The sequence below is a fragment of the Streptomyces sp. NPDC054813 genome (assembly GCF_053611365.1).
In genome coordinates this window covers 192,231-213,193 of record NZ_JBSHAF010000020.1, presented here as the reverse complement: position 1 = coordinate 213,193, position 20,963 = coordinate 192,231, and the positions used below count along the sequence as shown (strand labels likewise).

18 protein-coding genes, 1 tRNA gene and 3 pseudogenes are annotated in these 20,963 nt (G+C 68.2%); 13 read left to right on the top strand and 9 right to left on the bottom strand.

What is annotated here, in order from left to right:
- The 3 genes and pseudogenes from ACWGJB_RS34415 to ACWGJB_RS34405 form a co-directional block, all read left to right on the top strand.
- Positions 1 to 598 (top strand): annotated as a pseudogene (locus ACWGJB_RS34415) (hypothetical protein); the annotation flags it as partial.
- 152 nt (positions 599 to 750) lie between these two features.
- Positions 751 to 1,443: a hypothetical protein gene (locus ACWGJB_RS34410; RefSeq protein ID WP_453383958.1), complete on the top strand. Its 693-nt coding sequence runs from the start codon at positions 751 to 753 to the stop codon at positions 1,441 to 1,443.
- 783 nt (positions 1,444 to 2,226) lie between these two features.
- Entirely contained in the window at positions 2,227 to 2,862 is a 636-nt protein-coding gene (locus tag ACWGJB_RS34405; protein ID WP_453383957.1) for a hypothetical protein, read from the top strand.
- Positions 2,863 to 3,254: 392 nt separating this feature from the next.
- Here the strand turns inward: ACWGJB_RS34405 and ACWGJB_RS34400 are convergent, their stop codons facing one another.
- Positions 3,255 to 3,434, bottom strand: a complete 180-nt coding sequence (locus tag ACWGJB_RS34400) for a hypothetical protein (protein WP_453383956.1) — start codon at positions 3,432 to 3,434, stop codon at positions 3,255 to 3,257.
- Between the two features lie 20 nt (positions 3,435 to 3,454).
- Here ACWGJB_RS34400 and ACWGJB_RS34395 point away from each other — a divergent pair.
- Positions 3,455 to 3,647 (top strand): annotated as a pseudogene (locus ACWGJB_RS34395) (3'-5' exonuclease); the annotation flags it as partial.
- 34 nt (positions 3,648 to 3,681) lie between these two features.
- On the opposite strand, the gene ACWGJB_RS34390 reads toward ACWGJB_RS34395, so the two are convergent.
- Together ACWGJB_RS34390 and ACWGJB_RS34385 are read right to left on the bottom strand one after the other, a co-directional pair.
- Positions 3,682 to 4,581, bottom strand: coding sequence for a serine/threonine-protein kinase (locus tag ACWGJB_RS34390; RefSeq protein WP_453383967.1), 900 nt, complete (start codon positions 4,579 to 4,581; stop codon positions 3,682 to 3,684).
- 137 nt (positions 4,582 to 4,718) lie between these two features.
- Positions 4,719 to 4,868, bottom strand: coding sequence for a hypothetical protein (locus ACWGJB_RS34385; protein WP_453383968.1), 150 nt, complete (start codon positions 4,866 to 4,868; stop codon positions 4,719 to 4,721).
- Between the two features lie 47 nt (positions 4,869 to 4,915).
- Between ACWGJB_RS34385 and ACWGJB_RS34380 the strand changes: the two are divergent.
- Positions 4,916 to 5,315 (top strand): annotated as a pseudogene (locus ACWGJB_RS34380) (integrase); the annotation flags it as partial.
- On the opposite strand, the gene ACWGJB_RS34375 reads toward ACWGJB_RS34380, so the two are convergent.
- Positions 5,293 to 5,799 carry a hypothetical protein gene (locus tag ACWGJB_RS34375; protein WP_453383955.1) on the bottom strand — a complete coding sequence of 169 codons (507 nt, stop codon included), beginning with the start codon at positions 5,797 to 5,799 and terminating at the stop codon, positions 5,293 to 5,295. The pseudogene ACWGJB_RS34380 and the gene ACWGJB_RS34375 sit on opposite strands and share 23 nt — an antisense overlap.
- A gap of 91 nt (positions 5,800 to 5,890) precedes the next feature.
- Positions 5,891 to 6,133 (bottom strand): hypothetical protein, encoded by a 243-nt coding sequence (locus ACWGJB_RS34370; protein ID WP_453383954.1) that lies wholly within the window; start codon positions 6,131 to 6,133, stop codon positions 5,891 to 5,893.
- Between the two features lie 96 nt (positions 6,134 to 6,229).
- On the opposite strand from ACWGJB_RS34370, the gene ACWGJB_RS34365 reads away from it, so the two are divergent.
- The 4 genes from ACWGJB_RS34365 (at position 6,230) to ACWGJB_RS34350 (ending at position 10,319) form a co-directional block, all read left to right on the top strand.
- Positions 6,230 to 6,550: a hypothetical protein gene (locus tag ACWGJB_RS34365; RefSeq protein ID WP_453383953.1), complete on the top strand. Its 321-nt coding sequence runs from the start codon at positions 6,230 to 6,232 to the stop codon at positions 6,548 to 6,550.
- Positions 6,551 to 6,659: 109 nt separating this feature from the next.
- Positions 6,660 to 7,136 carry a DUF3293 domain-containing protein gene (locus ACWGJB_RS34360; protein ID WP_453383952.1) on the top strand — a complete coding sequence of 159 codons (477 nt, stop codon included), beginning with the start codon at positions 6,660 to 6,662 and terminating at the stop codon, positions 7,134 to 7,136.
- A 97-nt stretch (positions 7,137 to 7,233) separates the two neighbouring features.
- The gene (locus ACWGJB_RS34355; protein WP_453383951.1) at positions 7,234 to 7,368 is read left to right on the top strand and encodes a hypothetical protein; all 135 of its coding nucleotides are present in this window, start codon (positions 7,234 to 7,236) and stop codon (positions 7,366 to 7,368) included.
- A gap of 1,241 nt (positions 7,369 to 8,609) precedes the next feature.
- Positions 8,610 to 10,319, top strand: coding sequence for a recombinase family protein (locus tag ACWGJB_RS34350; protein ID WP_453383950.1), 1,710 nt, complete (start codon positions 8,610 to 8,612; stop codon positions 10,317 to 10,319).
- Here ACWGJB_RS34350 and ACWGJB_RS34345 read toward each other — a convergent pair.
- The 4 genes from ACWGJB_RS34345 to sucC form a co-directional block, all read right to left on the bottom strand.
- Positions 10,284 to 10,368: transfer RNA gene (locus tag ACWGJB_RS34345), tRNA-Leu, on the bottom strand. The two genes, ACWGJB_RS34350 and ACWGJB_RS34345, sit on opposite strands and share 36 nt — an antisense overlap.
- Before the next feature lie 221 nt (positions 10,369 to 10,589).
- A complete protein-coding gene (locus ACWGJB_RS34340; RefSeq protein WP_453383949.1) occupies positions 10,590 to 12,143 on the bottom strand; it encodes an aldehyde dehydrogenase family protein in 1,554 nt (517 codons plus the stop codon).
- Positions 12,144 to 12,146: 3 nt separating this feature from the next.
- A complete protein-coding gene (gene sucD / locus ACWGJB_RS34335) occupies positions 12,147 to 13,043 on the bottom strand; it encodes a succinate--CoA ligase subunit alpha (RefSeq protein ID WP_453383948.1) in 897 nt (298 codons plus the stop codon).
- A gap of 14 nt (positions 13,044 to 13,057) precedes the next feature.
- Positions 13,058 to 14,188, bottom strand: a complete 1,131-nt coding sequence (sucC, locus tag ACWGJB_RS34330) for an ADP-forming succinate--CoA ligase subunit beta (protein ID WP_453383947.1) — start codon at positions 14,186 to 14,188, stop codon at positions 13,058 to 13,060.
- A gap of 187 nt (positions 14,189 to 14,375) precedes the next feature.
- Between sucC and ACWGJB_RS34325 the strand changes: the two genes are divergently transcribed.
- The 4 genes from ACWGJB_RS34325 (at position 14,376) to ACWGJB_RS34310 (ending at position 20,963) form a co-directional block, all read left to right on the top strand.
- Positions 14,376 to 16,058, top strand: a complete 1,683-nt coding sequence (locus ACWGJB_RS34325; RefSeq protein WP_453383946.1) for a thiamine pyrophosphate-binding protein — start codon at positions 14,376 to 14,378, stop codon at positions 16,056 to 16,058.
- 11 nt (positions 16,059 to 16,069) lie between these two features.
- Positions 16,070 to 17,302 (top strand): formyl-CoA transferase, encoded by a 1,233-nt coding sequence (gene frc / locus ACWGJB_RS34320; RefSeq protein ID WP_453383945.1) that lies wholly within the window; start codon positions 16,070 to 16,072, stop codon positions 17,300 to 17,302.
- Between the two features lie 4 nt (positions 17,303 to 17,306).
- Positions 17,307 to 19,451, top strand: a complete 2,145-nt coding sequence (locus ACWGJB_RS34315) for an acetate--CoA ligase family protein (RefSeq protein WP_453383966.1) — start codon at positions 17,307 to 17,309, stop codon at positions 19,449 to 19,451.
- Between the two features lie 123 nt (positions 19,452 to 19,574).
- Entirely contained in the window at positions 19,575 to 20,963 is a 1,389-nt protein-coding gene (locus ACWGJB_RS34310) for an OFA family MFS transporter (protein ID WP_453383944.1), read from the top strand.

Here is a 20,963-nt window from a genome sequence, read left to right as displayed (position 1 = left end):
CCGGACACCGCCTCCTCCGCCAGCTCATCCTGCTCAGCTAACACCCCTGTCGCAGCGATCAACGCCTACGAAAATCTTGGAAGAGCCAAGAAAAAAAGACACTCCCGTCCCGGGCATCATCAACGAGCTCGTCCGCCCGGACATCGTCAAGACATTGATGACAATCCATAGCAAGGCGCCGTCCGCGAAGATCGTCCTCATGGGCTACCCGCCTCTCATCTCCGACAGCGGGTCCTGCTTGAGGGTCGGCATCGGCACCGCCCAGCTCGGACTCTCAGCGGACTCCGCGAACTGGCTCAACGACACCGCTGGCACCCTGGCTGCGGCAATGCAGGGCGCCGTCGATGACGTGAACAAACAGGGCGTTCTGGCATGGTTCTCGAACCCGACGAACGACTTCGCAGGCAAGGGGGTGTGCGGAAACCCCGAACAGGTCCATGGCATCGTCAAGACCCTCACCACCTCGGACAACCCAGCCCTGGACTGGTCACTCCTGAACAAGTACGGATTGTCCGCCCAGTCGTTCCACCCCAAGGTCGGTGGAGCACGCCTGTACGCCAACTCGCTTGAGCGCACCATGGCAGGCATGGGCCTGTAGTCCGGTCGGTCATTCGTTCCGGGGCCGCCCGTAAGCACGGCTGCCCCGGAACGATCGTATGTAGGTACGGATACTCATGCACGGCCCGTCCGTCCTGCCGGACAGTTACAGCGAGCGCTCAGCGTGGCCACGGATACAAAAAAGGGGAGAGCATGACAAGAGCTCACAAGACCGTGTGGGGCGCGGTCGCCACCGTCGTCGTCTTAGCCCTCTCCGCCTGCTCGTCCCAGGGCCGCGCCGCGAGCCTGAAAGAAGTCCGCAAACTCGCGGGCAGCACCGAGGCGGTACAGGCTCGGCAGAAGACGGAGAGTCGCCTACGGGACGTGGTCCGCGCGTACGACGACCACACCCCCCTCACCCTCGCCATGGTCGTCGTACGCGACATGTGTGTGGGAGGAAAAGGGAAACAGTGGTTCGACTCGAACGGCGACGACCAGTACAAGATCCGCTGTTCGATGTGGGTCACCGCGTACTACGGAGCCGACCAGAAACGAATCGTCCCCGTCCTCGACGGCGTACTCACCGCCGGCGACCGGACCGGGTCCAACATCCCGTTCACCCATGACACCTACGGGCAGTTCGTCGAGTACTACCGCGGTCACGGCGGCCATGGGGAAGTACCCGAGCTGTCCCTTCCTGATCACACTCTGTCCTGGGACCCCCTACGTGACCGCCGGCCGGACCTGATGGTCAAGGAACCCGACAAGTGCCCAACCGACGATCCACCGCTGACCCGATGTGTGCGGGAGCCGGACGCCGAGACGGCGGCCGCCATCCGCAAGCAGTACGGCATGGTGTTCAAACTCGATCTCGCCTCCCCTGAATACTACAAAGTATCCAAATAAGACACCGTTTCCTTTGGCCGTAGTCACGCCAGGGTGCGGGTTCATGGTGGCAGTACGGTGGGGCCGCCCTGATCCACTACTTCTGCGAGGTTGGCCCCGATCATGCACGAAGACTTGGATAGCACGTCGGCGCTGGCGCTGGCATGCTCAACTGGACTGCGGATCGGAGGGGCCCTGTACATCCTCGCTGAGCGGGCTGGACTCGCTGACCCGTACTAACTTGCCGATGCAGGTCTACGGGCCGGTCTGCGGGCCGCAGCAGGTCGGACGCTCGACCAGGACGTACTGCAACATGCTCGGTCCGGCCTGGATGCTGCTCAGAGCAGCTACTCGCTGGACCGTGCCGCCGCATTCACCCAGGCCACTTCAGGCTGATCGGGCGAATCCTCCAGGCGCTGGAGCAACCTGATGAGCATTACGGTTGGGTGCGGCTTTTGCCGCACCCAACGCAGAAAGCCCGGGCGATTCAGCCCAGTTTTGGCTATGGTCGGGTTTCCTACCTCCGGCGGGTGCCCTTAGCGGCCGCCCCGCCGGAGAGCGCCGGCCCGCCACCATGAGGCTCGATAAGGTAATGACTCGAAAGAACGCCGCCGCTCCCTCTTCTGCGGCGTCGTGCGGCCCCTGACGTACGAGCACGTCTTCCCGGACTGACTACGCAGGGCAGGCCTGCACGGCGAGGGCACACGCGAGTTCATCGGCACCGACGGAGTCTCACGGCTTCAGTCCGGCGGCCCCTTCAGCAAGAAGATCAAGATCGTCTGCTACCACTGCAACAACGAGTGGATGAGCGGCATGGAGACCGACGCGAAGCCGCTGCTGCAGGCCATGTTCGCCGCCACGGAGACCACCCAGGTTGTACTCGCCGGCCAGGCGCAGCTGGTCCTGGCCCGCTGGGCGTTCAAGACGGCGGCTGTACTGACCCAGGTCAACGGGAAGTCTCCGTTCCCCAGTGCCCATCGCCGCGAGTTCCACAAGACCGGCAATCCGCCGCGCAAGGCCTTCGTGCGCGTAGGCTCCGCGCCGGTGACCAACCACGACCTCGGGATCCAGCTGGGCGAGTTCCAGCACCGCCGCCCCCACAGCATGGAGGTCCATATCGACGGTCAGCTCGCATTGACCGCGCCGGCGTACGTGTCGCGGTTCCGGCTGCTGAACGCGGTATTCGAGATCTTCGGTGTGGACTGCCCAGACATGGACATCAACGTTGAGCACTCCGAGGATCTCGCACATGTACTGCTGCCTTTGTGGCAGCAGCAACATGAGCGGATCTGGTGGCCGCCGACCAGCCTGGAAACCCTGGGCGGTATCAACGGCCTGCTCCAGGTACCCATCATCGGCTCCCCCGTCGTGCAGACAGCGCCGCCGTCTTCCTCCGGCGGCCCTCACATCCTCAGCTCTACACCACGTCAGTGGACGTGACCGAACACGGAACCGTCCGGCCTCAACTCCCCGATGGTGGACTGTCGGGACGGTGGCGGGGATAGGTACATCGACCGCTGAACGGGCCGGGTGGGGCGGTGCCGCCGTAGTACTCCGAGCAGGGGAGAGCCCGGAGCTTGGGGAAGGGCGGCAGCGGTATCAAGACGACGGGTGCGGCACCTTCTCCGGCGCACCCGCCTCATTTCGTGCGCCAGCACCGTTCCGCTGGATCAGGGGCGAAGGGGACCTGGACAGGGCCCAGGCAGAGGAGACCGGCAGATGGCGAAGGACTCGACGAGCACGACGGTGAGCGTGGCTGTGGCGCAGCGGCCGGGCCGGGGACGGAGCCGCCGTCCACGGACGAGGTCGACGTCCAGTGGCGCGGCCAGCGCTCACCTGCGGTAGGGGCCGTACGGACTCCAGCCGTGCAGGAAGGGCTCCAGGTCGCTGGGTCCGGGCTTGGGTACCTCGGGCATGCGAAGCGGTCGGGTGAGCGGATCGAGTGATCGTATGTGGTTCGTCGCCCAGGTCAGCCAGGCTTCGGCCGCGGTGCGCTCGGTACCGTGTGGCATGGCGTCGATCCGCGCGCTCGCCACGTGCGAGCGTCCAGCAGCGACGGACCACGGACCCGGCGCGCTACCGGACGGAGATGCAGCGCGCCCGGTCCCTGCTCTTCGTGGCGGCCACGCGCGCCTGCCCGCGACAGCCTCGACGTCTTCTGGCACGGGGAGCCGAGCCCGTTCCTGGAGGAACTGATCCGGGTCCGGCCGCCGGTCGCGGCGTGACCGGCCTCTGGGACCGTGCCGCGGTTCGTTTCGGTCAGCGCGGCATGACCGGCCCCTGAGGCACGAGGAACGGCCGCCGAGGATCCTCCGGCGGCACCCTGCGGGTCGCAAGGGCCGGTTCGGGGTCCGGCAGGTATGGGGCGAGGGCCGCGTACACGTCCGTCGCCCGGCTGGGACGGTCCTCGGGGCGCTTGGCGAGCAGTGCGTGCAGCAGGTCCTGCAGAGCGGCCGGGGCATCGACGCCGCGGTCGGCCAGCCGCGGCGGAGACGCGGTGAGGTGCCGGGTCACGAGTTCGGCGGGGCCCTCACCGTGGAAGGGAGGGTGTCCGGTGAGCATGTGGTGCAAGAGGCACCCCACCGCGTACAGGTCGCTGCGGCCGTCCAGCGGCTTTTCGCCGGCCAGGAGTTCGGGCGAAGCATAGGACACGTTGCCGAGCGTTTCGCCCCTCATGGTGAGTCGCGGGTCGGTGTCCGAGAGGACCTTCACAAGACCGAAGTCGAGGATCTTCACCAGCCCACTGGTGCTTACCATGACGTTCTGCGGCTTGAGGTCGCGGTGCACGAGGCCGGCCGCATGTGCGGCGGACAGACCCGAACACAGCTGCGCGGCTGCCGAGACCGCGGCGGTCACGGGCAGGAGCCCGTCGTCGGCGCCGTCGATGACGTTGTCGAGGGTCGTGCCGTCGACGAGCTGCATCACCAGACAGCAGACGTCCTCGGTGACGGCCGCGTCGTACACGGTCGTGATGTTGGCGTGGTCGAGACGAGCGGCAGCCTTGGCCTCCCTCTCGAAGCGCGCCAGGGCGGTACGGCGCCAGTCGGGCAGGGCCAGAAGATCTGCGGCGACGGTCTTCACCGCGACTGGACGCTCCAGATACACGTCCGTGCCCTGCCAGACGTGCCCCATCGCCCCTCTGCCCAGCATCCGGTCCAGCCGGTACCTGCTGCGCAGAACCTTGCCTGCGACAAACTGCTCCGCGTTCTCTTCCTTCGATGAGCCCCAGCGGTATGTCAGTGCACGGACTGCCTGGCCGGAGGCCCTACCCTTGCCGAAGACCTCATGCTCCCAGTTCAGGCGGCATGTTGGTACTCGTCGGGGATGCCGCCAAGTCGTTGGCGTCGTGGTCTGTCGAGGTGGGTGATCTGTTCGAGGTCGCTGATCGGCGTCGGAAAGGGGTGCAGCGGGCGGGCGTTGGCCATTGCGCCTGCTGAGAATGTCATCCATGCAGCTCAGGGGCTTGTTTGGTGCCGAGGCAGGATGAGTACTCGTGTTGCTTCGTCTCGCCTACCTGACCATCACCAACGCGTTCGCCGCGCTGCGGCTGCTACCGATGAGCGACCGCGACAAGGACGCGGAGATTCTCGCCCTGCGCCACCAGATCATGATCCTCAAGCGGCAGCTCGGGGAGGACCGGGTGAAGTCCACCTCGGAAGACCGAGCCTTCCTCGCAACTTTGCTGGTGCCGCTGCCACGCCAGGTTCTGCGTCGGCTCCGGTTGCCGGTCCAGCCCGACACCTTACTGCGATGACACCGCGACCTGATCAAGCAGCGCCACGCCCACAGCTGCCGACCCAAGAAGCCTGGCCGCCCGCCCACCGTCGTGAAGCTACCGCAGAGTGCACGGCGAACCCGCCGTCCTCGGCATCAAGGTCGCCGCCTCCACCGTCTGAAACCTTCAAGATCGCCGTCCTCGTCGAGCAGACGCTGTTCTTCCTCACGCCACGATTCGAACGTGGCCGGCAGCTCCAGTTCGGCGCCAAGTGGCGGATGGATCTCTCCCCGTACCAGGCGGAGCAGGAACTCTGCCATTCCCATGTCGTACTCGTGGTCCCGACGGCGGTCTCTGGGCCGGAAAACCACTCGCCACTCGTCGGGCTCACCGGCGCACCGCCACAGAAAGTCGTCACCCGCTTCGTTCGACGCCCAGGTCAACGTCCCGTCCACCGGCGGCCGCTGAGCGGCGTAGAGCAGGTGGTCCCCGTACGGACAGCCATCGAAAGGCGGCGTACGGAAGCCGATCAAGTCGCTGATCGAACCCAGTCCGTACACCGCTACGAAGTCGCGGTAGTCAACCGGCAGCTGCCATCCCGTCTCACCGCGCAGTGCATCCCAGTCGACCGTGTCGCCGCCGTCCAGATTACGTAGAGGCACTCCGCCGTGGTGACGGTGGGTGCTCAGGACTCGTCCCGGGCACCCGCTGATCGGCCGGCGTGTCGGGAAGCGCTCGGGCGCGCAACAGCTTTCACTTCTCTCCGGCCACGTAGGGCCGGGCCTTGCTCCGCAACGGAGAGGTCTTGTCCCACACGTGCCAGCGTGCCCCACATACCGGATCGGTTCCGTACGTCGCCTCTCCCGGAAAGTCCGGAACAGCCACCCGCTCGGGGCGCGGACGCTCGCGCAGATTTCGCCCGCACTTCGGGCACTTCTCCGGGTCCGCCATCGGATACACGCCCACCGTCGTCTCCGCTTCCTGCCAGACCGGCATGGATCGTCGTTCCGTCAAGAAATCTCACTGTATCTGCACTTCAATGCCTCATTACCCTGAGGACCACGTATGGGGAAGGACCGGGAGGGAGACGAGTTGAGCGAGATCGAGCGTGAGGTGCATGCGCGGGTACAGGCTGCCGCCGACAAGGAGATCCATGTCAGTACGGTCTGGTTCTCCGACGAGTACCCCGAGGCCGGGTTGTGTGCGGAAGTGCGCGAGTACAACCCGTCCACTGAGGCCTTCGGTCGCGGGATCACGTTCCCGCTGGACAAGCTGCACGGCGTCATGGAGGGCCTGGAGAGCATCTGGTTCAGCCACGGCGCCGGGGCCGAGGGGGAGGCGACGGATCCGGGCCATGAGGTGGACTCATGGCCCTTGGCAGCCTCTGGAATCCGAACAAGGCGTGTGGCATGATCACGAGTGCCGGGTACTCGACACCTGGTAGCCACGATCGTGCCGCACCATCGGCCTCGTAGATCTCCCTGCCGGCAGGTAAGGGGGTCCCCTTTCGAAGGAGACTCCTGTGCCTGCCGTTTCTCGTTCCCCCAAGCCCGCGCAGTGGGCGAACTATCGGCGTGCGGTCGTGGACATCGCCTTTCCCTCGCACAGCATCCGCATCACGCCGGATCCCTCGGGCGGTGCACCGGGCCTTCCGTACCCGCTCAACAGTGCGCACACGATCCACATCGTCACTGCCTTCAACCCCCGTGGACCCAACACCACTGTGCAGACCAACCTCCGGGCGCAACACGAATTGCTGCGGAACCTCGGTCTTCGAGGCCTGCGATGGTGGCCGGCCGTCGGAGGCGATGTGGCCGGTATCCACGCCGAAATCAGCGCGGCCGTCGTCGGTATGGACGACACCCAGGCCAGGGCTCTGGGCCAGCGGTTCGGCCAGGACGCCGTCTTCGCCTGGTCACCGACCTCGTGGCGACTGTTGGGCTGCGCCGAGGCCATCCACGACACGGTCGCCGCCGGCTGGCACGCCACCCTCCTGTAGATCCGCCGGTCTTCCCGGCCGCACGCCTCGCGAGCGACCCCAACGACCAGCCGAGCACACCAGGACAACTACCTCGCATCCCAAAGGAGCCACGCCCATGAATCGCGGCGACTACGAAACCCTTGCTGCCGTCGCCGACAGTGGCGTTGACACCAGCGCACGGCGCATCCTCGCCCTCGACCTGGCCGACGCACTCACCGGCACCCATCAGCGCTTCGCCCCCGTCAGGTAGCAGTGTGACATCGGCCCGGTGAGCCCTGTCGAGGTCGCCCAGTGGACCAACCGACTGTCGCGTGGAGCACATCGACGATCGCCGACGGGCGTGGGAACAGCGCACCGAAGGCCGCTTCGATCCTTGCTCCGCCCGGTAGTCGTTGTGTCACCGCGTCCCATCCGACCCGAGGCGATGGCTGGACCGGACCCCTCTGGAGCCGGCGCCGCTCGCCTGCCGGAGCCCCCTATTGTCTCATTGACGATAAGCAGGATTCCGTGCCGAGCCGACAGGGCGTCAATATGCTGATCATCACTCCTTTTTCAGCACTTCTTCATGTCTGTGCCGCCCTGGCCGCTTCCGTCTCACATCGCCGCCGCGCATCACCGCCCGCCCGACCCGCCCTCCGCGCGCCGCCGCACCTTACGGAGTCCCGATGGCTTCCGCCCACATCCCGCAACCTCGATTGGACACGCATGCCCTCGACCGGGCAGCCGGCATGCTTCTCGGCGCGGCCGTGGGCGACGCGCTGGGAGTGCCCTATGAGTTCAAGGCGACGCTCCGCGATGACCAGCAGCCGCGGATGATCGGCGGCGGGCTGGGACCGTACGAGCCCGGCGAGTTAGGTGACGGTGCGTCAGATCATCCAGCCGAAATCCAGCCATGGGCACGCGAACGGGGTCGGCCCGAATCTACGCCGGCCCCGCCTGGCCTGGTGTTTTGCTAATTCGTCAGATCCACGGTGATGCGTGGCCTATGCATTGAAGTGGAACTCCACCACGCCCCCTCCTGCAACACGCAGTTCTACCCGATCTTCCATCGACGCCTCGCCGTTGACGCAGTCCTCGGCCGCCAAGCTGGCCTCCAACAAGCCCTTGGCCGCCACAGGACGGCAAATCTGTCGTGCGACATCTCTATAGGGGACATGCAAGGACAAACCGGTTCTCGGGCGCCGATGCCCGACTACACGTACCCGCAGTCCCCATCCGAGCAGCACACAGGCCCGGGCACCCCGTGGCAGACCCGGGTTGCCCTCCCCGAGGAGCCACCCGACGTGACCGAGCCCGTCGCTGCCGCCCTCCTGCAGCTCCTTCGCACTCTGATCTCCGATTCGAGCCAGCAGCGGCCCGAGCCCCGCAGCGGCTGACCGAGAGACGCGGGCCGCCGCTGGCTCTTCTCCCCCATTCGAGGTACGACAGAACGACACATAACACCCGCAGCGCGCTCCACGCCGCGCGCCCGCACTGGGAGTGCCACCGCACGTGATCCGCTTCGCCTTCGCCGGACGCTGCTCCACCGAGGACCTCCAAGACCCCGAGGCCTCCAGAAACTGGCAGCTCACCCGCGCCCGAGCCCTGATCGAACCCGCCGGCGGCAACATCGTCACCGAATACTTCGATGTCGGACACAGCCGCTCGCTGCCCTGGCAGCGCCGCCCCCGAGCCAACGAACTCCTTAAGGCCCTGCGCAACCCCAACCGCGGATTCGACGCCGTCGTGATCGGCGAGCCGCAGCGCACCTTCTACGGCAACCAGTTCGGCAACACCTTCCCCGTCTTCGTCCACTTCCGCATCCCCCTGTGGGTCCCGGAGATCGGCGGCCCGATCGACCCGGACAACGAAGCCCACGACCTCGTCATGTCCGTCTTCGGCGGCATGAGCAAGGGCGAACGCAACCGCATCAAGATCCGGGTACGGACCGCCATGAGCTCCCAGGCCCAGCTCCAGGGCCGCTACCTCGGCGGACGACCTCCCTACGGCTACCGGATCGCTGACGCCGGGCCCCACCCCAATCCCTCCAAAGCCGCCGTCGGCCAGCGCATCCACAAACTCGAACCCGATCCCGCCGCCGCACCCGTCGTGCAGCGGATCTTCCGCTTGTACATCGACGGCATGAGCGACAAAGCCATCGCCGCCCAGCTCACCCGCGACGGCATCCCCTGCCCCTCCGCCCACGACTCCGCCCGGAACCCGCACCGCAAGAAGACCGCGTGGCAGCAGGGCGCCGTGCGCGCCATCCTCATCAACCCCCGCTACACCGGTTACGAGATCTGGAACAAGCAACGCAAGGAAGAACGCCTCCTCGACGTCGACGACGTCACCCTCGGCCACCGCACCAGCATGACCCACAACCCGGTCGAAGAATGGATCCGCTCCAACGAACCCGCCCACGAAGCGATCATCAGCCCCAACCGCTTCGACACCGTCCAAACCCTCCGCAGACAGCGCGCCCGCAACCAGGGACGCCAGGAACGAGCCGGAAAACAAGGCGCACGCCCCTACGCCCTGCGCGGACGGGTCCGCTGCACCCTGTGCGGACGCAAGATGCAGCCCGCCACCATCCGCAACCACGTCTACTACCGCTGCGAATTCAAAGACCAGGAACAAGCCCTCTACCCCGACCTCACCCACCCGCGCACCGTCAACCTGCGCGAAGACGTGGTGTGCCGTGCCCTGGACCAGTGGATCGCCCGGGCCTTCGCCCCCGACCGGCTCACTGCCACCCTCACCGCCCTCACCCACGCCAGCGCAGCGGCGAGCACCGCAGAGACCCACACACCCGAGCAGGCCCAGGCACGCCAGACGATCAAGGACTGCGAGCGACGACTCGCCCGCTACCGGGCAGCCCTCGAAGCCGGAGCGGACCCAGCCGTCGTCACCCAGTGGATCAACGCAGCACAGCAAGACAAAGAGGCGGCGCAGAAGAAACTCGACGCACTCCCCACCCTCACCCGGAAGAAGCAATCCCCACTCGACGCCCAGCAGATCCGAGAGATCACTGACAGTCTTGGAGACATTGCACAGCGCATCCGCATGGCCGACACCGACAAGAAAGGCCCTCTCTACGAGGCCCTGGGCATCACCATCAGCTACGAACACGCAAAGAGGACCGCGACCGTAAGGTCGAGGCCCTCATCAGCGTATCGTCAGTGGTTGTGTCCGAGGGGGGACTTGAACCCCCACGCCCGATAAAGGGCACTAGCACCTCAAGCTAGCGCGTCTGCCATTCCGCCACCCGGACTAGGTGTCTGCCACCTGACCGGGGGCGTTCCCCGCGGCGACATGGACAACAATACCAAGCTTTCGGAGTGCCCTTCACCTGCGTTTCCGTGGACATATCCACAGGTCGGCGCCCCCTCACCGTGCGTACCCGACCCGCTACCGGCTCAGGCGGTCCGGGCCCGCCGACGTAGGGAAAGAGCAGGGCCGCCGCACGACACCGTGCCGCGGCCCGTGCGTGCGTCACGGCATGAGCTGGTACTCCGGGAAGTTCCCCGGCAGCCGCTCCCCCGCCGGCCCCTGGGTCACCGCGCGCACCAGCAGTTCGCCGCCGACGAAGGCGCCCCGCCAGGACGCGCCGAAGCCGCCGAACAGTTCGTCCCGGTCGCCGCGGGAGCGTGGCTTGCCGTGGCCGACCTTGAAGGCACGGATCTGCGGCGCCAGCCGCGCGAAGGTGGCCTCGTCGTCGGTGGAGAGCGTGGCGACCAACGCGCCGTTGGACGCGTTCATGGCGGCCAGCAGTTCGGCCTCGGTGTCGACCAGGACGATCGTGTCGACCGGACCGAACGGTTCCGCGTGGTGGAGCGGGGAGGACCGGGGCGGGTTGAGGAGGGTGACCGGGTGGACGTACGACGAGGTGTCCTGGCCGGGCAGGAAGCGCGCGTCTGCCGGGCGCCCGCGGTGCAGTGGGACGGCGCCGCGGTCGACGGCCTCGGACACCTGGTCGGTCAGGTCCTTGGCCTTGGCCGCGTTGATCACCGGCCCGAAGTCCAGCTCGGGCGGCGGGTCGGCGGGGTCGCGGACCGCAAGAGGGTGGCCCACGCGCAGCCCCCGGACCGCCGGGAGGTAGGCGGTGAGGAACTCGTCGAACAGCTCGCGCTGGACGACGAAGCGCGGGTAGGCGGTGCAGCGCTGTTTGCCGTAGTCGAAGAGCTTGGGGACGACGGCGGTGAACGCCTCCCAGCCGGTGAAGTTCCAGATGCCCCAGGTGTTGAGCCCCTCCTGTTCGAGTACGTGCCGCTTGCCGAGGTCGGCGACGGCCGTGGCCACCGCGGCGCCTGTGTCCCGGCCTCCGACGAAGGAGACGCAGCCGATCTCCGGCGCCCGCACCAGCACCTCGGACAGCTCGCCCCCGCTGCCGCTCAGCAGCGTCACCGGCAGGCCCTCCCGGGCGGCCAGCGCGCAGGCCAGGGTGAGACAGGCGACGCCGCCGTCGGTGGGGGTCTTCGCCACCACCGCGTTGCCCGCCAGGGCCTGGACCAGTACCGCGTGGACGAGCACGCTCATGGGGTAGTTCCAGCTGGCGATGTTGGACACCGGCCCGTCCAGCGGGGCGCGCCCCGCGAGCATCGGCTCGATGCCGTCGACGTACCAGCGCACCCCGTCGATCGCCCGGTCCACGTCCGCCTGGGCCAGCCGCCAGGGCTTGCCGATCTCCCAGACCAGGAGCAGGGCGAGCAGTTCGCGGTGTTCGGTCAGGGCGTCCAGGGTGGCGGCCACCCTGGCCCGGCGTTCGTCCAGCGGGACGTGCCGCCAGGCCCGGTGCTGGTCGAGGCAGGCGCGGACGGCCCGGTGGGCGGTGCCGCGGTCGAGCCGTGGGGCACCGGCGATGGGGCTGCCGTCGACGGGGCTGGTCGCGGGCAGCGGCCGGCCGTCGGGCTGCCAGGTGCCGGCCCAGAGGTTGAGGACACGGTCGTCGCGAAAGGCCTCGGGGGCGAGAGCGAGACAGCGCGCCCAGGCGTCGCGCCACCCGGTGCCGGGCTTCTGGACCAAAGGGATCGAAGCGCCGAGGGCCATGGCTCAGCTCCCTTCCGGCTGCCGGGCGTCCAGCAGGTCGAGGACCAGCCGGGCGGTCTCGGTCGGTGTGCTCCCCACCCGCACCCCGACCGCCTCCAGCGCCTCCTGCTTGGCCCGCGCGGTGCCGGCCGAACCGGAGACGATGGCACCCGCGTGGCCCATGGTCCGGCCCTCGGGCGCGGTGAACCCGGCGATGTAGCCAACGACCGGCTTGGTGACGTGGTCCCGGATGTAGGCTGCGGCCCGTTCCTCCGCGTCGCCGCCGATCTCCCCTATGAGCACGACGAGTTCGGTGTCGGGATCGTCCTGGAAGGCGGCCAGGCAGTCGATGTGGTTCGTGCCGACGACCGGGTCACCGCCGATGCCCACACAGGTGGAGAAGCCGATGTCCCTCAGCTCGTACATGAGTTGGTAGGTCAGGGTGCCCGACTTGGAGACGAGACCGATCCGGCCCGGCTTGGTGATGTCGGCGGGGATGATGCCCGCGTTGGACTGGCCGGGGGTGATCAGACCGGGGCAGTTGGGCCCGATGATCCGGGTGCCCTTGCCACGGGCGTACGAGGTGAAGGCGACGGAGTCGTGGACCGGGATGGCCTCGGTGATCACGACCGCGAGGCCGATGCCGGCGTCGGCGGCTTCCAGCACCGCCGCCCTGGCGAAGGCGGGCGGCACGAAGACGACCGTGACGTCGGCGCCGGTCGCGGCCATGCCCTCGGCGACCGTGCCGAAGACCGGGACCGCACGCTCGTCGAAGTCGACGCTCTGACCGGCCTTGCGCGGGTTGACGCCGCCGACGACGTCCGTCCCGGCGGCCAGCATCCGCCGGGTGTGCTTCATGCCCTCGCCGCCGGTCATGCCCTGGACGAGGACCTTGCTCTCCTTGGTGAGGTAGATCGCCATGTCGTCCCGTCTCCTCAGGCAGTGGTGGCGAGTTGGGCCGCGCGGCGGGCGGCGCCGTCCATGGTGGTGGCCTGTTCGACCAGGGGGTGCGCGCGGCCGTCGAGGATCGCCCGGCCGCGGGCCGCGTTGTTGCCGTCGAGTCGGACCACCAGCGGCTTGGCGAGGCGGACGGTCTCCAGGGCCTGCACGATCCCGTCGGCGACCGCGTCGCACGCCGTGATCCCGCCGAAGACGTTGACGAAGACCGACTTCACGGCCGGGTCGGAGAGGATCACCGAGAGTCCGTCGGCCATGATCTGGGCGGAGGCTCCGCCGCCGATGTCGAGGAAGTTGGCGGGCCGGGCGCCACAGCCTGCCACCACGTCCAGGGTGGACATCACCAGGCCGGCGCCGTTGCCGATGATGCCGACCTCGCCGTCCAGCTTGACGTAGTTGAGGCCGCGGGCGGCGGCCACCGCCTCCAGCGGGTCCCGGTGCCCGCTCTCCTCCGCGCCCCAACGGGCCTGCCGGAAGCGGGCGTTGTCGTCAAGGGTGACCTTGCCGTCGAGCGCCAGTATCCGGCCCTGTTCGGTGCGCACGAGCGGGTTCACCTCGACGAGCAGGGCGTCCTCGCGGACCAGCACCTGCCAGAGCCGTACCAGGACGTCGACCGTCTGCGGCGGCAGTCCGGCGGCGCCGGCGATCTCCTGGGCCTTGGCGGAGGTGACGCCGACCGCGGGATCGACGGGCACCCGGGCCACCGCCTCGGGACGGGTCGCGGCCACCTCCTCGATCTCCATGCCGCCCTCGGCGGAGGCGATCGCGAGGAAGGTGCCCGCCGCGCGGTCCAGGGCGTACGAGACGTAGAACTCGCTGTCGATCTCCACGGGTTGGGCCAGCATCACTTTGCCGACCGTGTGCCCCTTGATGTCCATGCCCAGGATCTGCCGGGCCGTCAGTTCCGCGGCGGCCGGGTCGGCGGCGAGCTTGACGCCGCCCGCCTTGCCCCGGCCACCGGTCTTGACCTGCGCCTTCACTACGACTCGGCCGCCGAGTCGGCGGGCGATCTCGCGGGCCTCCTTGGGCGAGTCGGTGACCTCGGCCCTCGGCACCACGATGCCGTGTTCCTCGAAGAGTTCCCTTGCCTGGTGTTCGTACAGGTCCATTCCGGCTCCTGTCTGCGAAGTCATCCAGAAGTCATCGCGAGGCCGAACTCCGATGACTGAAAAGTGCCGCACGCCCCCTGGACACCACCCACCGGATGCGGGATAACAAGCTTCATACAGTATTCGTCGACTGTATGCAATGTACGAAGACGGTATCCCACCCCCTACGAAGGGACAGGACTTCGCCATGCCCGACGACACCCAGGACGTGATTTCCGGTGGTCATCTCGTTGCGAAGGCACTGAAGGCCGAGGGGGTCGACCGCATCTACACCCTCTGCGGCGGCCACATCATCGACATCTACGACGGCTGCGTAGACGAGGGCATAGAAGTCGTCGACGTCCGCCACGAGCAGGTGGCCGCCCACGCCGCCGACGGCTACGCACGCATCACCGGCAAGCCAGGCTGCGCGGTCGTCACCGCGGGGCCGGGGACGACCGACGCCGTCACCGGGGTCGCCAACGCCTTCCGCGCGGAGTCCCCGATGCTGCTGATCGGCGGCCAGGGGGCGCTCACCCAGCACAAGATGGGGTCCCTGCAGGACCTTCCGCACGTCGACATGATGGCGCCGATCACCAAGTTCGCGGCGACCGTCCCGGACACCGCCCGCGCCGCCGACATGGTCTCCATGGCGTTCCGCGAGTGCTACCACGGCGCCCCCGGCCCCTCCTTCCTGGAGATACCGCGCGACGTCCTGGACGCCAAGGTCCCGGCGGAGAAGGCGCGCATCCCGCGGTCCGGCGCCTACCGGGCCTCCACCCGCTCGGCCGGCGACCCCGAGGCGATCGAGAAGCTCGCCGACCTCCTCGTGCACGCGGAGAAGCCGGCCATCCTGCTGGGCAGCCAGGTCTGGACGACCCGGGGCACCGCGGCCGCCATCGAGCTGGTCAGGACCCTCAACGTCCCGGCGTACATGAACGGCGCCGGACGCGGCACCCTGCCGCCCGGCGACCCGCACCACTTCCAGCTCTCCCGGCGGTACGCGTTCTCCAACGCCGACGTCATCGTGATCGTCGGCACGCCCTTCGACTTCCGGATGGGCTACGGCAAGCGCCTCTCCCCCGCCGCCACCGTCGTCCAGATCGACCTCGACTACCGCACGGTCGGCAAGAACCGGGACGTCGACCTCGGGATCGTCGGCGACGCGGGGCTGGTCCTGAAGTCCGTGACCGAGGCCGCCTCGGGCCGCGTCAATGGTGGTGCTTCCCGGCGCAAGGAGTGGCTCGACGAGCTACGGGCCGCCGAACAGACCGCGATCGAGAAGCGGTTGCCGCAGCTGCGCTCGGACGCCTCCCCCATCCACCCGTACCGCCTGGTCAGCGAGATCAACGACTTCCTCACCGAAGACTCGATCTACATCGGCGACGGCGGCGACATCGTCACCTTCTCGGGGCAAGTGGTACAGCCCAAGTCCCCTGGCCACTGGATGGACCCGGGCCCGCTCGGCACCCTCGGCGTCGGCGTCCCCTTCGTGCTCGCCGCCAAGCAGGCGCGGCCCGACAAGGAGGTCGTCGCCCTCTTCGGCGACGGCGCGTTCTCCCTCACCGGCTGGGACTTCGAGACCCTGGTCCGCTACGACCTCCCCTTCGTCGGGATCGTCGGCAACAACTCCTCGATGAACCAGATCCGTTACGGCCAGGCCGCCAAGTACGGCAAGGAGCGCGAGCGGATCGGCAACACCCTCGGGGACGTCCACTACGACAAGTTCGCCCAGATGCTGGGCGGTTACGGCGAGGAGGTCCGCGACCCCGCCGACATCGGCCCCGCCCTGCGCCGGGCCCGGGAGTCGGGCAAGCCGTCGCTGATCAACGTCTGGGTCGACCCGGACGCGTACGCCCCCGGAACCATGAACCAGACCATGTACAAGTGAGGTGAACGCCGATGACCACCAAGGCACTCGAAGGCATCCGCGTCCTCGACATGACGCACGTCCAGTCGGGGCCGTCCGCCACCCAGCTGCTCGCCTGGCTCGGCGCGGACGTCGTCAAGCTGGAGGCGCCGACCGGTGACATCACGCGGGGGCAGCTGCGTGACCTCCCGGACGTCGACTCCCTCTATTTCACGATGCTCAACTGCAACAAGCGGAGCATCACCCTCAACACCAAGACCGAGCGCGGCAAGGAGCTCCTCACCGAGCTGATACGCCGCTCGGACGTGATGGTGGAGAACTTCGGGCCGGGCGCGGTCGACCGGATGGGGTTCACCTGGGACCGCATCAAGGAGATCAACCCCCGGATCGTGTACGCGTCCATCAAGGGGTTCGGGGACGGCCCGTACACCGACTTCAAGGCGTACGAGGTCGTCGCCCAGGCGATGGGCGGCTCGATGGCCACCACCGGCTTCGAGGACGGGCCGCCACTGGCGACGGGCGCGCAGATCGGTGACTCGGGCACGGGGGTGCATACCGTGGCCGGGATACTGGCGGCGCTCTTCCAGCGGGAGCGGACCGGACGCGGCCAGCGGGTCAACGTCGCCATGCAGCACGCCGTGCTCAACCTCTGCCGGGTGAAGCTGCGCGACCAGCAGCGCCTCGTGCACGGGCCGCTCGCCGAGTACCCCAACGAGGACTTCGGCGACCAGGTGCCCCGCTCCGGCAACGCCTCCGGCGGCGGTCAGCCCGGCTGGGCGGTCCAGTGCGCGCCGGGCGGCCCGAACGACTACGTGTACGTCATCGTGCAGCCCGTCGGCTGGCAGCCGATCACCCGGCTGATCGGCCGGCCGGAGCTGGCGGAGGACCCGGAGTGGGCGACCCCGGAGGCCCGCCTGCCCAAGCTCAACAAGATGTTCCAGCTGATCGAGGAGTGGTCCTCGACGCTCCCCAAGTGGGAGGTGCTGGAGCAGCTCAACGCCCACAACATCCCGTGCGGGCCGATCCTCTCCACCAAGGAGATCATCGAGGACGAGTCGCTGGTCGCCAACGAGATGGTGGTCACCGTCCCGCACCCCGAACGCGGTGAGTTCGTCACCGTCGGCAGCCCGCTCAAGCTCTCCGACTCCCCCGTGGACGTGACCAGTTCACCGCTGCTGGGCGAGCACAACGCAGAGGTCTACATCGGCGAACTCGGTCTCGGCGACGAAGAGTTGCGCCTGCTCAAGTCGAACGGAGTGATCTGACGTGATGGCAGAGGACCGGGAGCTGCGGGTCCGCCAACTCCTCGACTCCGTACGCGCGGAGGGCCGTGACGCGCTCACGGCGCCCGAGGGCAAGGTGATCGCCGATGCGTACGGGATCGCCGTACCGGGCGAGGAGCTGGCGAGGGACGTCGACGAGGCGGTGGCGTACGCGGCGCGCTTCGGCGGACCGGTCGTCATGAAGATCGTCTCGCCGGACATCCTGCACAAGACCGACGCCGGCGGGGTGATCGTAGGGGTCGAGGGCGCGGCGGACGTGCGCGCGGCCTTCCACCGGATCGTCGGGAACGCGAAGGCCTACGACGCCGGCGCCCGCATCGAGGGCGTGCAGGTGCAGGAGCTGCTCCCGAAGGGGCAGGAGGTCATCGTCGGCGCGGTGACCGACCCGACGTTCGGGAAGGTCGTGGCGTTCGGGCTCGGCGGAGTGCTGGTCGAGGTCCTGAAGGACGTGACCTTCCGGCTGGCGCCCGTCTCCGCCGACGAGGCGCTGTCCATGCTGGACTCCATCCAGGCCGCCGAAGTGCTGCGCGGGGTGCGCGGGCAGGCCGGTGTGGACCGCTGGGCGGTCGCCGAGCAGATCCGGCGCGTCTCCCAACTGGTCGCGGACTTCCCGGAGATCGCCGAGGTGGACCTCAACCCGGTGATCGCCACCCCACAGGGTGCGGTCGCCGCCGACATCCGGATCATCCTCGCCGAGAAGCAGCCGCCGCCGCGCCGGAAGTACGCGCGCGAGGAGATCCTCACCTCCATGCGCCGGCTGATGCAGCCCCGCTCGGTCGCCGTGATCGGCGCCTCCAACGAGCCGGGCAAGATCGGCAACTCGGTGATGCGCAACCTCGTCGACGGCGGTTTCGCCGGGGAGATCCATCCGGTGAACCCCAGGGCCGATGACATTCTGGGCCGCAAGGCGTACAAGAGTGTCACGGACGTTCCCGGTGAGGTGGACGTGGCAGTCTTCGCCATTCCCGCCAAGTTCGTGGCAGCGGCGCTGGAGGAGGTGGGCCGGAAGAAGATCCCCAACGCCGTCCTGATCCCCTCCGGTTTCGCGGAGACCGGCGAACACGAACTCCAGGAGGAGATCGTCGCGATCGGCGAGCGGTACGGCGTCCGGCTGCTCGGCCCGAACATCTACGGCTACTACTCCACCTGGCAGGACCTGTGCGCCACGTTCTGCACGCCCTACGACGTGAAGGGCGGAGTGGCGCTGACGTCCCAGTCGGGCGGCATCGGGATGGCGATCCTCGGCTTCGCGCGGACCACGAAGACGGGTGTGTCGGCGATCGTGGGCCTCGGCAACAAGTCGGACCTGGACGAGGACGACCTGCTGACCTGGTTCGGCGAGGACCCGCACACCGAGTGCATCGCGATGCACCTGGAGGACCTCAAGGACGGCCGCGCCTTCGTCGACGCGGCGCGGAACACCGTACCGAAGAAGCCTGTCGTGGTCCTCAAGGCGGGGCGTACGGCAGCCGGTGCCAAGGCGGCCGGTTCGCACACGGGGGCCCTCGCGGGTGACGACGCCGTGTACGACGACATCCTGCGGCAGGCGGGTGTGATCCGGGCGCCGGGTCTGAACGACATGCTGGAGTACGCGCGCGGCCTGCCGGTGCTGCCGGCCCCGCAGGGCGACAACGTCGTGATCATCACCGGCGCGGGCGGCAGCGGTGTGCTGCTGTCCGACGCCATCACCGACAACGGCCTGTCCCTGATGGAGATACCGCCGGACCTGGACGAGGCGTTCCGCCGCTTCATCCCGCCCTTCGGAGCCGCGGGCAACCCGGTGGACATCACGGGCGGCGAGCCGCCGTCGACGTACGAGGCGACGATCCGGCTCGGTCTTGAGGACCCGCGCATCCACGCACTGGTCCTCGGCTACTGGCACACCATCGTCACCCCGCCGATGGTGTTCGCGGAGCTGACCGCGCGGGTGGTCGCGGAGTTCCGGGAGCGGGGCATCGAGAAGCCGGTCGTCGCCTCGCTCGCGGGGGACGTCGAGGTCGAGGAGGCCTGCCAGTACCTGTACGAGCGGGGGGTCGTGGCGTACCCGTACACGACCGAACGGCCGGTGGCCGTGCTCGGCGCCAAGTACCGCTGGGCGCGGGCGGCCGGACTGCTGGGGGGCGGCTCATGACCTAGCCGAGGAGGGGGCCGGCCGGCGGTGCGCTGCGGCCGGCCCCGGGACCCGTGCGCGCACGAAAGGCATTGGACAGGGGGCGCTGGCCAGAGCTTTCGACGCAAGGGGTGCTGAACGAACATGTCATCCATCGATCTAACGGCGTCCGTCCCCTTCAGGGAGGTGACGGACCGCAACGGCCGCACATACCGGATCGGCGAGACCGACGTCGATCTGATGGGCCGCACACGCAAGTGGATGGTCATCCTGCCCTGGGTGGGCATGATGGGCATCAGTTCCGCCGAGTACGCGTTCACATCGGCGGAGGACACGCTGCACGAGGCACATCTGTGGAGCAGCGGGCACATCTTCTGGCTGATGGGCGTCTGGGTGTTCTTCCAGGCGGCCGTGGCCTTCCCGGCCGGGCAACTGCGGGAGAGCGGACGGCTCCCCGCGCGTACGGCCATGCTGATCGGCGCGGTCGGCACACTGCTGGGCTACGTGGCGCTGGCGTTCGCGCCGAACGTGGTCGTCGCCTATCTCGGCTTCGGCATGTGCAGCGGTATCGGCGCCGGTCTCGTCTACGCGACCTGCGTGAACATGGTCGGCAAGTGGTATCCGGAGCGCAAGGGCGGCAAGACGGGCTTCGTGAACGGCGGTTTCGCCTACGGGTCCGTGCCGTTCGTGTTCCTGTTCACCTCCGTCCTGGACCTGAGCAACTACAGGGTCCTGCTCACCTCGGTCGGCGTGGGACTGTGTCTGGTGGTGGCGTCGGCGGGCTGGTTCTTCAAGGACCCGCCGAAGAACTGGTGGCCGTCGCACGTCGATCCCCTGAAGGTCACTCAGGACCCGCGCATAAGGCGGGCGTTGGAGAAGAACCCGCCGGCGGTCAAGCAGTACACCCCGAAGGAGGCGGCCCGTACCCCCGTCCTGTGGATGATGTGGTTCTGCCTGCTGTGCACGGCCGGGATCAACATCTTCGGCATCGCCTTCCAGGTGCCGTTCGGCAAGGACATGGGATTCGCGGGCGGCATCGTCGCCACCGCGATGTCCTTGAAGGCGATCGTCAACGGCACCGGGCGCGGGGTGATCGGCTGGATCTCCGACCGGTACGGCCGCCGCAACACCCTGATCATCGTCTGCATCGTGCTCGGCAGCGCGCAGTTCGGTGTGCTGGTCTCCGGCCAGATGGGCAGCATGCCGTTCTTCCTGTTCTGCTCCATGGTCTCCGGGTTCGGCGGCGGGGCGATCTTCCCGCTCTTCGCGGCCATGACGGCGGACTACTTCGGTGAGAACAACAACGCCACCAACTACGGGATGGTCTACAGCTCCAAGCTGATCTCCGGCCTGGTGGGCTCCGGTCTGGGCGCGGTCGTCGTGGGTGAGTGGGACTACCACGGCGCGTTCGTGCTCGCGAGCTCCGTCGGCCTGGCCTCCGCAGTGCTGGCCCTCTTCCTCAAGGCACCGGGCAGGCCCAGCGCCCGGCGCATCGTCCCCAACCCGCATCCGCTCGGCGAGGAGATGGCGTGA

Coding starts and splice junctions, on each gene's coding strand:
- ACWGJB_RS34410 (WP_453383958.1), top strand. CDS start 751: ATGACAAGAGCTCACAAGACCGTGTGGGGCGCGGTCGCCACCGTCGTC.
- ACWGJB_RS34405 (WP_453383957.1), top strand. CDS start 2,227: ATGAGCGGCATGGAGACCGACGCGAAGCCGCTGCTGCAGGCCATGTTC.
- ACWGJB_RS34400 (WP_453383956.1), bottom strand. CDS start 3,434: ATGCCACACGGTACCGAGCGCACCGCGGCCGAAGCCTGGCTGACCTGG.
- ACWGJB_RS34385 (WP_453383968.1), bottom strand. CDS start 4,868: ATGACATTCTCAGCAGGCGCAATGGCCAACGCCCGCCCGCTGCACCCC.
- ACWGJB_RS34370 (WP_453383954.1), bottom strand. CDS start 6,133: ATGCCGGTCTGGCAGGAAGCGGAGACGACGGTGGGCGTGTATCCGATG.
- ACWGJB_RS34355 (WP_453383951.1), top strand. CDS start 7,234: ATGAATCGCGGCGACTACGAAACCCTTGCTGCCGTCGCCGACAGTGGC.
- ACWGJB_RS34340 (WP_453383949.1), bottom strand. CDS start 12,143: ATGGCCCTCGGCGCTTCGATCCCTTTGGTCCAGAAGCCCGGCACCGGG.
- sucD (WP_453383948.1), bottom strand. CDS start 13,043: ATGGCGATCTACCTCACCAAGGAGAGCAAGGTCCTCGTCCAGGGCATG.
- sucC (WP_453383947.1), bottom strand. CDS start 14,188: ATGGACCTGTACGAACACCAGGCAAGGGAACTCTTCGAGGAACACGGC.
- ACWGJB_RS34325 (WP_453383946.1), top strand. CDS start 14,376: ATGCCCGACGACACCCAGGACGTGATTTCCGGTGGTCATCTCGTTGCG.
- frc (WP_453383945.1), top strand. CDS start 16,070: ATGACCACCAAGGCACTCGAAGGCATCCGCGTCCTCGACATGACGCAC.
- ACWGJB_RS34315 (WP_453383966.1), top strand. CDS start 17,307: ATGGCAGAGGACCGGGAGCTGCGGGTCCGCCAACTCCTCGACTCCGTA.
- ACWGJB_RS34310 (WP_453383944.1), top strand. CDS start 19,575: ATGTCATCCATCGATCTAACGGCGTCCGTCCCCTTCAGGGAGGTGACG.